This is a genomic window from Paenibacillus sp. FSL H8-0079 (assembly GCF_037991315.1).
Classification (GTDB): domain Bacteria; phylum Bacillota; class Bacilli; order Paenibacillales; family Paenibacillaceae; genus Paenibacillus.
This window is the reverse complement of the sequence record NZ_CP150300.1, coordinates 6,098,893-6,114,633: the sequence shown is the minus strand read 5'-3', so window position 1 is coordinate 6,114,633 and position 15,741 is coordinate 6,098,893. Positions and strand designations below refer to the sequence as shown.

General features: G+C 48.0%; 10 protein-coding genes. 8 read left to right on the top strand and 2 right to left on the bottom strand.

Features of this window, described 5'->3' with window-relative positions; genetic code table 11:
- Positions 1-303 precede the first annotated feature (303 nt).
- The 8 genes from MHI06_RS27305 (at position 304) to MHI06_RS27270 (ending at position 12,499) form a co-directional block, all read left to right on the top strand.
- Positions 304-2,367 carry a molybdopterin oxidoreductase family protein gene (locus tag MHI06_RS27305; RefSeq protein ID WP_340399692.1) on the top strand — a complete coding sequence of 688 codons (2,064 nt, stop codon included), beginning with the start codon at positions 304-306 and terminating at the stop codon, positions 2,365-2,367.
- A gap of 185 nt (positions 2,368-2,552) precedes the next feature.
- Positions 2,553-3,776, top strand: a complete 1,224-nt coding sequence (locus tag MHI06_RS27300) for an MFS transporter (protein ID WP_340402193.1) — start codon at positions 2,553-2,555, stop codon at positions 3,774-3,776.
- A 288-nt stretch (positions 3,777-4,064) separates the two neighbouring features.
- Entirely contained in the window at positions 4,065-5,612 is a 1,548-nt protein-coding gene (locus MHI06_RS27295; protein WP_340399691.1) for a response regulator, read from the top strand.
- A 227-nt stretch (positions 5,613-5,839) separates the two neighbouring features.
- On the top strand, positions 5,840-6,805 hold the full coding sequence (locus MHI06_RS27290; protein WP_017691858.1) for an ABC transporter permease subunit: 966 nt from the start codon (positions 5,840-5,842) through the stop codon (positions 6,803-6,805).
- A gap of 15 nt (positions 6,806-6,820) precedes the next feature.
- Positions 6,821-7,690 (top strand): carbohydrate ABC transporter permease, encoded by an 870-nt coding sequence (locus tag MHI06_RS27285; protein ID WP_340399690.1) that lies wholly within the window; start codon positions 6,821-6,823, stop codon positions 7,688-7,690.
- 26 nt (positions 7,691-7,716) lie between these two features.
- The gene (locus MHI06_RS27280; protein WP_340399689.1) at positions 7,717-9,366 is read left to right on the top strand and encodes an ABC transporter substrate-binding protein; all 1,650 of its coding nucleotides are present in this window, start codon (positions 7,717-7,719) and stop codon (positions 9,364-9,366) included.
- A 92-nt stretch (positions 9,367-9,458) separates the two neighbouring features.
- Positions 9,459-11,216, top strand: coding sequence for a sensor histidine kinase (locus MHI06_RS27275; RefSeq protein WP_340399688.1), 1,758 nt, complete (start codon positions 9,459-9,461; stop codon positions 11,214-11,216).
- Complete coding sequence (locus MHI06_RS27270) at positions 11,213-12,499, top strand: ABC transporter substrate-binding protein (protein ID WP_340399687.1); 1,287 nt, start codon at positions 11,213-11,215, stop codon at positions 12,497-12,499. Before MHI06_RS27275 ends, MHI06_RS27270 begins: the two co-directional genes overlap by 4 nt.
- 322 nt (positions 12,500-12,821) lie before the next feature.
- Here the strand turns inward: MHI06_RS27270 and MHI06_RS27265 are convergent, their stop codons facing one another.
- Positions 12,822-14,534: an ABC transporter ATP-binding protein gene (locus tag MHI06_RS27265; RefSeq protein WP_340399686.1), complete on the bottom strand. Its 1,713-nt coding sequence runs from the start codon at positions 14,532-14,534 to the stop codon at positions 12,822-12,824.
- A gap of 83 nt (positions 14,535-14,617) precedes the next feature.
- A complete protein-coding gene (locus MHI06_RS27260) occupies positions 14,618-15,646 on the bottom strand; it encodes an ABC transporter substrate-binding protein (protein WP_340399685.1) in 1,029 nt (342 codons plus the stop codon).
- Positions 15,647-15,741 lie beyond the last annotated feature (95 nt).

Genomic DNA, 15,741 nt, shown 5'->3' with positions numbered 1-15,741 from the left:
GAAGTTTAACGCAAAATAAATTCGCCATGACAAGGTTCGGGGGAACGAAACCTGTTCATGGCGAATTTCGGGAGTGGTCCATGATATGGCATGAGGAGGAAGTGGGGAAACACTAGCCTAATGCCTTATTTTTAATTTACCCCTGAATTCTGAAGTTGAATCAAACGATAAAACATTTTTTTGAAAATAATTTAAAGCTGCTATAGCGGTTAATATTAGGCGAAAATATACTGTTCTCTTTACGTGATAACCTCGAAGAAGATATGATATAGGGATAGTTTTTTAAAGAGGGGGAGCCATACGATGATCGATCAGGAGAATGGGGTATTTGCAGCGGTATGCCCGCTCGATTGTCCGGACACTTGTGGTCTGTTGTTACATAAAGAGAACGGTAAAATTGTGAAGGTGGCAGGTAATCCGGACCATCCGATCACCAAGGGTGCCATTTGTAATAAAGTCAGAAATATGACCGAGCGGGTATATCACCCCGAGCGTCTACAATATCCGATGAAACGTGTAGGAGCCAAAGGCGAAGGCAAGTTCGAACGAATGAGTTGGGATGAAGCGATTCGCGAGATTACGACCAAATTCACTGCATTGTCCGAAACCTACGGCCCGGAGAGCATCCTGCCCTACAGCTTTTACGGTAACATGGGCATTCTCGGCGTAGACGGTATGGATCGGCGTTTCTTCAATGCGCTTGGTGCGAGTGTACTGGAGCAGACGATCTGTAACTCTGCTGGAAATACCGGCTGGAAATATACGATGGGCGCCAACCGGGGAACGGTGCCAGAAGATACGGAGCATGCGGATCTCATCCTGGTGTGGGGTGGCAATATCGTCAGTACCAATATGCACCAGGTTGTTTTGGCGGAGAAAGCCCGCAAAAAAGGTGCCAAGATCGTCGTAATCGACGTTCATCGCAATCGTACGGCCCAATGGGGCGACTGGTTTATTCCTCTATATCCGGGCACGGACAGCGCACTGGCGTTGGGCTTGATGCATGTGTTGTTCGAACGGGGCCTAACGGATGAAGCGTTTATGCAAAAGTATACGGTGGGTCATGAGGCACTTCGTGATCATGTCCGAAGTTACACCCCTGACCGCGTTGCACGCATTACGGGCGTGCCGGAGGAGACCATTGTGGAGCTGGCCGAACTATACGGCAACGCACAGGCGGCTCATATTCACATCGGCAACGGCCTCCAGCACCATGATAATGGGGGGATGAACGTGCGTAGCGTTGCATGTCTGCCTGCCATCACAGGGCAATGGCTGAAGCAAGGCGGCGGTGCCGTTCGAACCAACAGCTACGCGAGCACAAATAGCGACGCGCTGGAACGTCCAGAACTGCGGCAGAATCCGGAGCCGCGAGTGGTGAACATGAACCGGATTGGTGAAGCGTTGCTGGAAGCAGAGCAGCCGATCCGGGCCATGATGGTCTACTGCAGCAATCCACTGGTGGTGGCACCGGATACCGAGCGGGTGGAGCGAGGTTTTGCACGGGAGGATCTGTTCACGGTTGTGCATGATCTGTTCATGACGGATACCGCGAAATATGCAGATATCGTATTGCCAGCCACATCTTCCTTTGAAGCAACGGACCTGTACACCTCTTATTGGCATCAGTACGTTCATCTGCAAGAGCCGGTAATTGCACCGATTGGGGAGAGTAAGAGCAATGTGGAACTGTTCTCACTGCTTGGGCAGGCTATGGGGTACGATCCTGTAATCTTCGGAGAAACGCCGGAACAGATGATTGAGGACGCACTTCAGGGCACAGGCAATCCCTACATGAATGGAGTCACGTTGGAGGGACTGAAGGAACATCGATTCGTGAAGCTGGATATGACGCCACATGCTGCATATCTGGATCAGCTGCCCACACCTTCAGGCAAAATTGAATTGTATTCCGAGACGATGGAACAGAGAGGGCTTCCGCCGCTCCCTACCTATAGTGCTCTGGTTGAAGGATATGATGGGGAGAATCCGGCTGGACCTGCCGATACCTATCCATTGATGTTCCTATCGCCGCCAAACCATAATTTCCTGAACTCCACCTTTGGTAATTCAGCCAAACATCAGCGTTTGGAAAAGATGCCTCTATTGCAGATACACCCCGAGGACGCCATCCGTAGAAACCTGGAGGATGGAGATGCAGTGGTCGTATGGAATGATCGTGGACGTATCGAACTTACCGCCAAGGTGAGTGAAGCCATGTTGCCGGGAACCGTCATCAGCCAAGGCTTATGGTGGGATGGTGACGGGAAGAAGCAGCGGGCGAATTCACTGACGTCCAATCGGTTGTCGGACATGGGTAACGGGGCGACCTTCTTCTCGGCCACTGTTGAAGTGAAGCGTCAATGAGTGTGCTTGCAGGGTGATTTTTTTGAGGTAAGATAAACAAAGAACAAAATGTATCAGGATCTAAAGAGCAATAAAAAGTAACACTTCCAAAGGCCTTCGCTCTGGCTGATTATGCCGTCAGGGCTAAGGCTTTTTTGATATGGTAAAACGTTCTGTAGAGTATTAAGGAGAATGAACTAGAGATGATGAGATGGCTGGATAACTATCCAAAAGAAGTGAGAATATTTTTATTAGCAAGTCTGGTTAACGCAACCGGCAGTGCCTTGATGTGGCCGCTGACCACGATGTATGTGTTTGATGAGCTTGGGCGGACGATGGCTAACGCGGGTTTTGTAATCCTCATTCAGTCCCTGGGTGGTATCTTCGGACAACTGCTTGGAGGTTCGTTGTATCATCGGGTGGGCGTGAAGAAGCTGATCATTGGTTCACTGGCGCTTAATGCGTTAGGTTTGTTTGCGTTGCCCTGGATTAGTGCGTATTGGGTCGTATTTATATGTGCGATGGGCTGGATTGGACTGTTCAGTTCATTGTCGCTGCCAGCGATTCAGGCCTTTATTGGCTTTCGGTTTGCGGAGCGACGTGGCGAATTATTCAATATTATCTATGTAGCGAACAATATCGGGGTGGCGATTGGTACGGCGCTGAGTGGTTTCCTGGCTGACTTTTCCTATCACCTCAGCTTTGTGTTGAACGGAGTGACCTCAGCCGGGTTTGCGATTTTCTTCTGGTATTATCTATCGCGAGTCAAACCGGATCAGGGGGAAGTACATCTGACGAAACGCAAAACCGTTCCCGATGGGCCGGGCGTCTGGGCATTGCTGGGCAATACCCGACTATATCTGTTTATGAGCTTGGGCGTACTCTTCCTGTTATTCGGCAACTCCATCTGGAACACAGGTGTGTCCCCGTATATCATCTCTGAGGGTATGGAAAAAAGAATGTACGGTCTGCTCTGGACCCTGAATGGGGTGCTGATCTTTGTGGGTCAACCCTTTACCAGTTGGATAAAACGGACCATGGCCCGTACCTCCACTGCCCAGATGACGGCGAGTGCCGTGTTCTATGGCATGGCCTACATTGTCATGATTACCATGTACAGCTATCCAGGCATGGTGCTCGCAATGGTACTCGCCACGTTTGGAGAGATGTTGATTTCCCCTGCAACGCCTGCGTTTATCTCGGAGCATGCGGGCAGGGCGGCACCTTTTTACATCGGGATATCGGGTGGGATCGGTGCGGTTGGACGGGTTATCGGCCCCTATGCGATGGGGGTCATGTATGACAAACAGGGACTTATTCCTGTAGCGTGGCTGGCAACAGGCACAGCGGCGATTGCGGTACTTGGTTTTGTATTGCACGCAGTGTTGAACCGCAATCGTGAAGTGAAAGAGTATGGAATGGATACGTAACGCAGTATCGTAATTTCTTTTCCTGTACCGTAACCGTACCCTGATGATATTGTAAAATGAAGCGAGGCTAACCTTCACCCCAGTAGCGGGGTGAGGGTTGTTTTGTCTTACAGAGACTAACTCCAATAGCCGTGCCAGCGAATGATTTTCCCGATGAGATGAGACAGGATTGTTCAGAAATCAGACTTGTTATGCTTTAATCCCATGTCAATCAACGTTCTCTCCTCTATTTGTGCATAATGCCCATATAATAGAATGGAACTGGTTAAAGGCAGGAGGATGCATACGATGTACAAGGTTTTGTTGGTCGATGATGAATTTATGATTTCGGACGGGATCTCCAGTGTGGTGAACTGGTCCAGACTGGGAACAGAACTGATCGGCATTGCCCAAGATGGATTGGAAGCGCTTGCTTTAATTGAGCGGCAACGCCCGGATATCATCATCTCGGACATTCGCATGCCGGGAATGGATGGCTTACAACTGGTTGAAGCTGTGGCGGAGAAGTACCAGGATATCTCGTTTATCATGCTCACGGGTTTTACGGAATTCGAATATGCCAAGACGGCCATGCATTATGGGGTGAAGCACTATCTGCTCAAGCCCTGCAGTGAAGAACATCTCGTACAAGCTATTAGTGAATTGGTCAGTGAGAAGCGGGAGTTGACCGATCAGGAACATTTTGTGCAGTCGATCCAATATAATCTGGAGCGTGTACTGCCGCATGCCAAGGAATATTTTCTGAAAGAGCTAGTTACGAACAGAACATACGGGGTCAAGGAATGGAAGTACTTTGAGGAGTTGTTTGATGTACAGTTTCAGGATCAGCGTGTGCGGTTGTTGCTGGTAGAGATTGAGGGAGATCATGAGTATTTGCACTTGTTTGCGGTCAAGAACATTGCCGAGGATATTTTTCACAATCCCATCTTAAGTACCACGGTTGGAGGGCATGTGTTACTAATCATGGAGGACAAGTTGTCTGAAACGCAGTTGTTCCATAATATCGATGAGATTCGTGCGACATTTACCCGATACTATCATGATGATCTCACGATTGCGCTGAGCGAGCCAGGAGACCTTTCGCAGGCACGGCAATTGTACATGCAGACGCTGGTGTATCTCAATTACCGCTTTTACCTCGGTGAGGGCAGTCTTATTATGGAGCGGGATATTTACTCTCCCGGAGAGCGCATTCTTCCTGAATTCGAATACGATCCGGAGCGGATGGTTACTGCAATCAAGGCTGGGCACTGGCAGGAAGTTGGATCAGAGCTTAACCGGATGTTTCAGCTGCTTGCCAGCTTGCGATACGATATATCCCAAACGAAGTCCTACCTTATTCAGATGTTCATGGAAATCATTCGGCTCAGCGGCTCTACCGAGATGAAAAGGTATATGAACCAGTTGCCAGGCATGATTGAATCCAGCACGCTACATTCTTTTCAACAGTTTCTGCTTGCCGTCGCCAAGGAAATTACCCTACGTCGCTACGAACAACACCGCTCAAGACAATCGCATATGGTAGGTAGTGTGAAACAACTGGTAGAGAAACGCTACAGGGACGAGACACTAACACTCCAGTCCATCGCTGGGGAAATATACATGAATCCAGACTACATCGGCAAAATGTTCAAAAAAGAAACCGGTGAGAAATTTACGAACTATGTGTTGAGTTACCGCATCCGTAGAGCATTGGAGCTTCTGGAGCAGGACGGGAACTACACTGTATCCTCGCTTGCCGAACAAACAGGCTTTGGTGCCAACTGGCCGTATTTCAGTAAAATGTTCAAGAAATATACGGGCTTCTCCCCTTCCGAGTATAAAAAAGTACCCTAGGACAGCGTTGGTACCAGCTTCTGCATAGCAACCTGTATATCCGATCTACATCTAATCTGTGATCGTGCCCTGTATGCCATTCATCGGCAGCAGGGTCTTTTTTTGTCGGACGGAACTCGGTTTTGAACATCCATTTAACGGAAATGAACATGGGAATAAATGGTGCTCGCTTCTATCATTAGAAGTGTCATGTTAGTGAATCAATACCGAGAGTGGAGGGCGAGTGGATGGAGCTGAATCGAAGCCGGGGGATTGAACCTGGGCGTTTGAAGCCAGCTGGCAAATGGAGTTCGGTGAAAAAGGAACTTGTCCGCAACAGATACGTCTATCTGATGCTCGTTCCTGTGGTAGCCTACTATCTGATTTTCAGCTATGGGCCAATGTACGGGCTACTGATGGCATTTCAGGAATCCTACAACCCGATCAAAGGAATCTTGGCAGGCGAATGGGTCGGATTTGACAATTTCACCATGTTTTTTGAAAGTTATTATTTCTGGCGACTGATTAAGAACACACTGATTTTAAGTTTTTACAGTATTGTGTTTGGTTTCCCGGCTCCGATTCTACTAGCACTGCTGCTGAATGAAGTCCGGAAGAAGTGGTTCAGAGGTGCAGTACAGACCATCAGTTATATGCCGCATTTTATCTCGGTTGTCGTCGTGGTTGGAATGTTGAAAACGTTCTCATCTCTGGACGGTGGGTTATTTAACGTCATTCGTGACTTTTTCGATCTGCAGCCAATTATGTTTTTGGCGGAAAAAGATATGTTCCGTCCAATGTACATCCTGTCCAACATATGGCAGGGAGCAGGCTGGGCCTCGATTATCTTTTTGGCAGCACTAAGTGGTATTGACCCTCAGTTGTATGAGGCTTCCAAAATTGACGGCGCAGGTCGCTGGAGACAGCTGTTACATATTACACTGCCGGGCATTATGCCAACGATTGTGATCATGTTAATTCTACGTATGGGGGCGGTCATGAACGCGGATTTTCAGAAAATATTGCTGATGCAAACGGCACCGACCTATGAGACATCGGATGTCATATCCACCTTTGTCTATCGATCGGGTATTTTGGAGGGAAACTATACGTATTCAACCGCCATCGGACTATTTAACGGCGTCATTAATTTCGCGCTGCTCATTATCGCGAACGCGATCAGCAGAAAGCTTAACTCAACCAGTCTATGGTAATCGGAAGGTGAAGCGATGAGACAGTCTATAGGGGAACGAATTTTTGATGTATTCAATACACTGCTGCTCTTGGTGATCATGGTTTTATGCTTTTACCCGATGCTGTACGTGTTCAATTCTTCAATCAGCGACCCGGATCAGATGTTGCGTTCCCGGTCACTGATGCTCATTCCTGAAGGCTTCCAGCTGGGAGCGTACAAGTCGGTATTTCAGGATACTCGTATCTATACGGGATATATGAACACTTTGTTCTATGTTGTGGTGGGTACCGCCATCAATCTGCTCATGACTTCGCTGGCTGCCTATGGGTTATCACGTGGTGATCTGATGGGCAGAAAAACGTTGATGAAATTAATTACGTTCACGATGTTTTTCGGCGGGGGCATGATCCCAACTTTTCTGCTCATTCAGAATCTGGGCATGGTGGATACCCGTTTTGCGCTTATTATTCCCGGTGCCATCAGCACCTTCTATTTCCTTATTATGAAAACAAACTTCGAAGGCATTCCGATCAGTCTGATTGAATCGGCGAAGCTTGATGGTGCCAATGACTTTCTGATTTTGTTCCGAATTGTACTGCCTTTGTCAAAACCAATCCTGGCGGTCATGATGCTGTATTATGCGGTTGACCATTGGAATGATTATGTCGGACCGATGCTCTACCTGCGCAGTCAGGAGCTGTATCCAATCCAGATTATTATGCGTGATATTCTGATCAGCAGCAGTACAGAGGCTATGGGTGCGGGCGCCGATACCGGCTTTGCCATTGGGGAGAACATCAAATATGCAACCATCATTATCTCTACCCTGCCGATTATGCTGGTATATCCGTTCATCCAACGTTATTTTGTTCAGGGCGCTCTAATCGGCGCTGTGAAACAATAAAAATGTAATCTATGGAGGCGAATTACGTGAAAAAAAGAATGGGGTCCATCCTGTTGTCATCGCTACTTACCATGTCTTTACTGGCGGGCTGTACGGGAGATAATGAACCAGAAAATGCAGAACCAGCGGAGGGAACAGAACCTGCGGTTCAGGCATTGACCGAGATTCCGCTACCGATTACAAGTGAGCCATTTACCATTGATTACTGGCGCGCCAATGATGCCAAACTGACAGCTTCCTTGAACAATTTTGGCGATATGGCGGCTTATAAGGAAAAGGAGAAGCTGACAGGTATCCAAGTGAAGTTCACACATCCTCCGCTTGGACAACAGCGGGACCAGTTCAATCTGCTGATCTCCACGAAGGAGCTTCCAGACGTCATTTATTATAACTGGGCGGATGCCGTTGGCGGACCGGAAAAAATGATCAAAGACGGCCGCATCATCCGGTTGAATGAACTGATCGACAGTTATGCACCTAACTTAAAGCGGATTATTGAATCCGATCCGGATGTGAAGAAACAGATTGCACTCGACGATGGCACGATCTATATGTTCCCGCTGCTCAAGCTGGATGCATTGAAGCTGAATGCCACTTCCGGTTTAATTATGCGCCAGGATTGGCTTGATGCATTGAACCTTAAGGTACCTACCAACATCGATGAGTGGTATACGGTGCTTAAGGCATTCAAGGAACAGGACCCCAACGGCAACGGCAAGCCTGATGAGCTACCATTCACGGGAAACTGGGGACCGGGTAACCTGACCAAGCTCCATGATTTTGCCGCGGCCTTTGGTGTAATTGGTGGCTTCCAGATGAATGGAGACAAGGTGGAATTCGGACCGATTCAGCCGGGCTACCGTGATTTCTTGGAGACCATGGCCAAGTGGTACAAGGAAGGGCTGATTGATCCCGAGATCATGACCAATGACGGTAAAGCATTTGATTATAAGGTTACCAGCAATCTGGCAGGCGCATATCAGGGCGGTGTTTTCAGTGGTATGGGGAAATACTTCAATCTGATGAGAGATACGGACCCGAACTTTAATGTAACCGGCGTACCGTGGCCTGTATCTCAGGATGGAACGTCCTATGCGACATTTAATCTGGATGCTAAAGTGTTGACTTATGGTGAGGCCATTACGGCTTCCGCAGACGAAGACAAATTGAAATATATTGTTCAGTGGATGGACTACAACTATAGCGAAGAGGGTAGTGATCTGTTCAACTTTGGTATCGAAAATGACAGCTATGTTCGTGACGGGGAAGGTGTCAAATTCACAGATACCATCATTGATAATCCGAACGGTCTGACGTATGACCAGGCACTGGCTTCCTATGCCCTATCTATTATGGACGGTCCGATCAATCAGGATAGCCGTTATCTGGATGCCTTATTATTTGACGACGGACAACGTGCGGCGAATGCGGAATGGATGAAAGCAAGCTCAGCATTAACGCTTCCTCCAATTCGTTTGTCAACAGATGAGGTGACCACAAGTACGTCCATCATGAGCCAGGTGAATACGTATTTGAATGAAACGATGACTGCCATTATTAGCGGACAGAAACCGATCACCGAATTTGACAAGATGGCCGAAACAATCAAGAGCATGGACATTGACCGGGCGATTGAGGTTCATCAGGCTGCGTATGATCGATATCAGTCCAAATAATACGTGAGAAATCGAGCGCTAAAACTTTGGGAAAACCTTCCTGTATGTGATATACCTAGTAGTATCACGTGGTTCAAAGGAGCGCTTTGGTCATGACAGCCTACCGCAAACTGAGCATCAAAATGAAAATGTTTCTGATGATTATGTTCATGATGGCGTTTATCATCATCCTGGCGTTTGGGTCCTTGTATTATACGTACTCGGTGTATGACAAACAGCTGTTTGATAAGTCGTCCCGACTTCTGAACCTTTCTTCGTCTACAGTAGATGTTGAACTTCAGAAGTTGGAAGCGTTATCATTGAACATGATCTCCGATACGCAGATTCAAAGAGCCTTGAAGTCGTTGCTGGATGACGATAGCGCATATTCAAGCTTTATTGAACGAAAGAAGATCACGGATCGTTTATGGGAGCATATCAGTGGGGCTGCACGTTATGTGCAGTCCGTTCATCTGATTGATTCCAGGGGAAGAGTGAATAAATATGGCGAGACACTCACCGTATCCCAGGATAAATATGATCGGATGATTGCGGCTGCGGAGCAGGCCAATGGTGCAGTGCGCTGGTTATACCCGGATGACGATGACCCGATGCTGGTTATGGTCCGTCAGGTGAGAGCCTACGAACCGATGACCCTGGAACCGGTAGGCATACTGTTTTTGCGTATTAATATCGAGCGACTCGTTGAGGAGTATGCGGGCATTGACAGCCAGGACAGTGACATTATTTTAAAAGCAGGCAGTGATGTTGTCTATCCTTATCGGCAGCTTCCGGAAGCGGTGTCCGCCGGACTGAATCCACTTCCAGGCAGTGGGGGATATGAGATCAAAAATCTGGATGGGAGGGAGATATTCCTTTCCCAGAAGAAATCCTCTTATACCGGCTGGGTTTATTACAATATGGCCTCTTACGATGAAATTTTTGAACGTATTATATGGTTGAAAAATATACTGATTGTCATCTATCTTATCGCAATTCTGGTCGTGCTTGCGCTCGGCATGGTCTTCGCACGCAGTCTGACAAGGCCGATCAGGCAGCTCATCAGTCAGATGAAAGAAGTGCAGTATGGGGATCTGGAGAACATAGATGCCAATCTGTCCATTCCAACACACCAGCACATGGATGAACTGGGGTTACTACAACGTACGTATCGACTGATGATTACACATATTAATACATTGATCAAAGAAAATTATGCAAGCCAGCTGGTCATTAAGGAAACCGAGTTCAAGGCGCTTCAGGCGCAGATCAATCCCCACTTTTTGTATAATGCGCTGGATTCAATCCATTGGCTCGCTAAAAAGAACAGGCAGGAGCAAATCTCCAGTATGGTGCTATCACTCGGATATTTGCTACGTTCCTCCATCAGCTTCAAGCAAAATATCATTACCATTGCCGAAGAGCTGGAGATCGTCAATCATTACATCACCATTCAAACCTACCGTTTCCGGCAGCGACTGGATTTCCGCTTGGATGTGACCGCTGACTATCTGGGGTGTGCCATTCCCAAGTTGACCCTACAGCCCCTGCTGGAAAATGCCATTCAATACGGATTGGAACCACAGGTTGGATCATGTCTCATTCGAGTGTCTGCCGAGATATCCGGTGGCAAGCTGGCCCTTATCGTGGAGGATCACGGTCCCGGTATGGAGCCCGAATATGTGGAGCAAGTGCTTCGCGGAGAAGTGAAAACCAGAGGAACAGGCATTGGCCTGCTGAATATCAGGGAGCGGGTGCGTCTGGCTTTTGGCGAAGAATATGATGTACTGCTGGAGAGCAAGCCAGGGCTTGGAACGAGAGTAACGGTATTGCTGCCACCCCCATCACCAGGTAAGGAGGAGAGGCTGTGAGAAGATTATTGCGAACGATAGGCATGATCTGTCTTATGCTGACTCTTCCTGGCTGCGTGAACCAGCTGAATCAAAGGCCGGGCATGATTGTGGATGAAGAGCCGATAACGCTACGAATCGCTTGGTGGGGTGGGGAGTTCCGCAACAATGCAACGATTGCCGTTATCGACATGTATGAGAAGTTGAATCCACATGTGAACATTGAATACGAATATAGCAGTTTCAACGAATACTGGAGAAAACTTGCCCCACATGCAGCAGGCAATGCGTTGCCCGACATTATCCAGATGGACATCTCCTATCTGTCCCAGTACAGCTCGCTGCAACTGTTGGAGGATATGACGCCGTACATGCAGAGTGGGCTGATTGACACGACAGATATTGAGAAAGAACAGCTGGAGAGTGGAAGCCTGGATGGAAAAACCTACGGACTCAGTTTAGGGGTTAACGCCATGCTTAGCATCTATGATCCGGAAGTGTTGAAGGCCAATGATATTGAATTGCCAACGGAGACGTGGACATGGGCGGACTTTGATCGGATGGGCGAGCAATTGCTGGGGAAAGGCATCTACTTGGGAACCTATTTTACGCCCGAACAGTTTTTTGCGTACTACTTGAGACAGTATGGTTCCAAGCTATATGCCGAGGATGGCAGGGGATTGGGTTATGAAGACGATGGGCTGTTTATTGATTACTTTGGCAGGATGCAGCAGCTCGCAGAGAAGAAGCTTATTTTTGCACCGGATATCTGGACATCAGATATTGGCCAGCCTGATAACGACCCGTTTTATCTAGGAGAGGCTTTGTTTAGCTGGGGGTATTCCAACCAATTTATCAGCACCGCTCAGCGTTATGGCAAAACATTAACCATCTCCCCAATGCCTGGGCCAAACAGCCAGGATGGATTGTTCTTGAAGCCAGGCATGTTTTTCTCCATGGCGGGTAATTCCAGACATAAGGAGGAAGCTGCCAAGTTCATCAGCTTTTTTGTGAATGATTTGGATGCCAATCTGCTGCTCAAAGGGGAGCGGGGTGTGCCTGTCTCATCCAGTGTTAAAGAGCGGATGAAGCTGGTGGTTGAACCGGAGCTGGCGCAGGTGTTTGATTATATCGATTGGGTTGCCGATAACAGCAGCCAGATGGACCCGCCTGATCCTGTAGGTGCACCTGAGGTCACTGCGGTGCTACGTGAGTTGTATGATCTCCTGTTGTTTGGCAAAATTACGCCTGAGCAGGCGGCGGTGGAATTTCGTGAGCGAGCGAATGCCATTTTGGATGGGTAGTTATATAAATTGAACTAAACGCCATTTACACTTGCCACTTCGATGACAGAACAACCTTCTGATCGCTGTTATCCCCAGATTTTTTGGATTTCCTTTTTCAAAGGGTAAAATCCGGGGATAAAGGCGAACGCTCCCGCTTCTTCAGGTTATTTCTGTCCTCTGCGTTCTCGTGTAAATATGTAGTTCAATTTATATAACGAATAGTAAATATAAAACAACCTTCACCTCTAGTACAGAGGGAAGGTTGTTCTGTTGTTGTTGTTGTTGTTGTGACTTATTTGTACAACTCATATATTGAACTTATAGCGTTTAAGCCCCGCCTTTAACCAAACTGGGCTTGATGCAGTCGGCTGTACGAGCCTTTACGCGCGAGCAGTTCTTCATGGCTTCCTTGTTCAGCGACGGTGCCGTTCTCTACGACCACGATACGATCGGCGTGTCTGATGGTCGCCAGTCGATGGGCAATCACCAATGTCGTACGGCCCTGAGCCAGCTCGGACAAGGCCAGTTGAATGGCAGCTTCTGTCTCGGTATCGAGTGCTGAGGTAGCTTCATCCAGAATGAGAATTGGTGGATTTTTCAGGATCATTCTGGCGATAGACAGACGTTGCTTCTGTCCGCCGGACAATTTCACGCCGCGTTCACCGATCATGGTATCCAGCCCATCTGGCTGGGATTGCACCAGCTCTTCCAGTTGGGCCCGGCGAATGGCTTGCCAGATTTCTTCATCGGAAGCATTCAGTTTGCCGTATGCAATATTTTCACGAATCGTTCCGTCAAACAGGAAAATATCCTGCTGCACAATCCCGATATGGGAGCGCAGTGATTCCAGCGTCATATCCTTCACCGGAATGCCATCGATGGAGATATGTCCTGCATCCACATCGTAGAAACGTGGGATCATACTGCATAACGTCGTTTTACCCCCGCCCGAAGGTCCAACCAGAGCAACCGTCTGGCCTGCCTGGATATCCAGATTGACCTGAGAGAGCGTAGGTTTGTGTTCTCCATAAGAAAAGGTAACGTTATGGAAGGCAATATCGCCTTTCACATCCGGAATCGGTTCTGCCTGTGGTGTATCTTCTACATCCGGTACAGCCTCAAGCAACTCCAGGTAACGTTTGAATCCGGCGATGCCTTTGGGATACGTCTCGATGACAGAGTTAATCTTCTCGATCGGTCCAAGGAATACATTGGACAGCATCACAAAAGCGATGAATTCTCCGTAAGTCATACTTCCTTGAATAACAAACCAGGTTCCACACACCAGCACAAACAGTGATACAAATTTCATTAGAATAAAACTGAGTGAAGAGTTCCAGGCCATAATCCGGTAGGTGATTAGTTTGGTGAGTCTGAAACGTTCGTTGTTCTCAACGAAACGTCCTACTTCATGTTTTTCATTGGCAAAAGCTTGTACCACACGGATGCCGCTCACATTGTTCTCTACCCGTGCGTTATAATCGGCGATATCCGCAAACATGCGCTTGAACGCCTTGGACATTTTGCGACTGAAATACAGTGACAGGTAGATCATCAACGGTACAATGATGAACGTCATCACAGCGAGCTGCCAGTTGATCCCCAGCATAATCCCGAAAGCTCCGGCGAGTGTCATGAGGGCAATGAACAGGTCCTCCGGTCCGTGATGCGCGATCTCACCAATATCCATCAGATCGTTGGTCATGCGGGAGACCAGATGCCCGGTCTTATTGTTATCAAAGAAGCGGAAGGACTGCTTCTGTACACGCTGGAACAGTTCACGCCGCATATCGGATTCGATGTTAATGCCGAGCTTGTGGCCCCAATAGGTGACGGCATAATGGAAAAAGGAACTGAGCAGGTAGATGCCGAGCAACCCGACACACGCCGCTAAGATCATGGACCAATTGCCAGCTGGAAGCAGCTGATCGACCACCCGGTTAACAGCGAGTGGAAAGGCCAGCTCCAGTAGCGCGGCGGCGATGGCACAGGAAAAGTCCAATATAAAGAGCCTTTTGTAAGGACGATAATAAGACATGAAACGGCGAAGCATATGTAAGTCCTCCTCATTCTCAATATGACACAAATGCCCGAGCAGGCTTATTAGCCTGTCCGGACACCTGTTTCATGCTTATGTTATTTACGGTTTTGCTCGGCACGTTCTACGATCATATCGGCGAATTCTTCAGCCTGACCTTGAATCGCAATCGGGTCGAAGTACCAGTAACGGTCTTCCAGCAATTCGTACACCTGATTGTTTTTTACAGCCGGCAGGGATTGCCAGATGGAATCACCTTGGTAATTTTTAGTGTTCTCCCCTACAGTCAAGAAGATATGATCCCCTGCATAATCACCAACGACTTCACGCGAAATCTCTTTCCATTGGGTATCACCCATCAGTTCTTTTTTGGTGATTTCGAGTGGAGCAAGTCCCAAAGCGCGGTAGACCGCCTGTCCTCCTCGACCAAAGTTGTCTCCATATCCATAATAACTCTTGTCGGATACTTCAAGGATGGAGAAGGTTTCCTCCGGTTTGATGACTGTGTCCACCTTAGCACGAGCGGCTTCAATCCGTTCATCGTATGTTTTCAGCCAAGCTTCGGCCTCTTCGGATTTGTTCATCAGCTCCCCGAATCCCCGGATTTCGTCATATACATTGGTGAATGTACCATAAGGAATCACTACGGTAGGTGCAATTTTTTGATAACTCTCAATTTCGCTGGCCTGATCGGAGTAGGTAATGATCAGATCCGGGTTCATGGCAATGACCTTCTCCATGGATACCGCCGCCCGATCACCGATACTTTCGATGCCCTCCACCTGATCTTCATAGAACGGGTTTTCCAAATAATATTGCACAGCCCCAACGGGTTTCACACCCAGCGCAAGCAGATCACTTACGTACATATCCGTAACGATCCGTTTCGGTTCAGCCGGAATTTCAACATCCCCGCTTAATGACTTGTAGATCCGTTTAGCATCGGAATTGTCTGAACCGGACGATGTGTCTGTATTCATCTCGGAAGAGGCTGTCGTCGTTTCGGTTCCCGCTGCCGATGTCGGTTCAGTGGCAGTTGAGCCTGTTCCGCTGCTACAAGCAGCCAGAATCATAATGATGGCGAGCATGAGCAGCAAGCCGGAAAAGCGTTTTTTTGCAGCAAACATATTATTGTTTCCCCTGTGTATAATCAATAATGATTATTATTCTCATTAATAACATAGAGGAAGATGTGATATTTGTACATGGACAACTATGATCA

Excerpts from the sequence above, each read along its gene's own strand:
- MHI06_RS27275 (WP_340399688.1), top strand. The coding sequence starts at position 9,459 with ATGACAGCCTACCGCAAACTGAGCATCAAAATGAAAATGTTTCTGATG.
- MHI06_RS27300 (WP_340402193.1), top strand. The coding sequence starts at position 2,553 with ATGAGATGGCTGGATAACTATCCAAAAGAAGTGAGAATATTTTTATTA.
- MHI06_RS27285 (WP_340399690.1), top strand. The coding sequence starts at position 6,821 with ATGAGACAGTCTATAGGGGAACGAATTTTTGATGTATTCAATACACTG.
- MHI06_RS27295 (WP_340399691.1), top strand. The coding sequence starts at position 4,065 with ATGTACAAGGTTTTGTTGGTCGATGATGAATTTATGATTTCGGACGGG.
- MHI06_RS27265 (WP_340399686.1), bottom strand. The coding sequence starts at position 14,534 with ATGCTTCGCCGTTTCATGTCTTATTATCGTCCTTACAAAAGGCTCTTT.
- MHI06_RS27290 (WP_017691858.1), top strand. The coding sequence starts at position 5,840 with ATGGAGCTGAATCGAAGCCGGGGGATTGAACCTGGGCGTTTGAAGCCA.
- MHI06_RS27260 (WP_340399685.1), bottom strand. The coding sequence starts at position 15,646 with ATGTTTGCTGCAAAAAAACGCTTTTCCGGCTTGCTGCTCATGCTCGCC.
- MHI06_RS27305 (WP_340399692.1), top strand. The coding sequence starts at position 304 with ATGATCGATCAGGAGAATGGGGTATTTGCAGCGGTATGCCCGCTCGAT.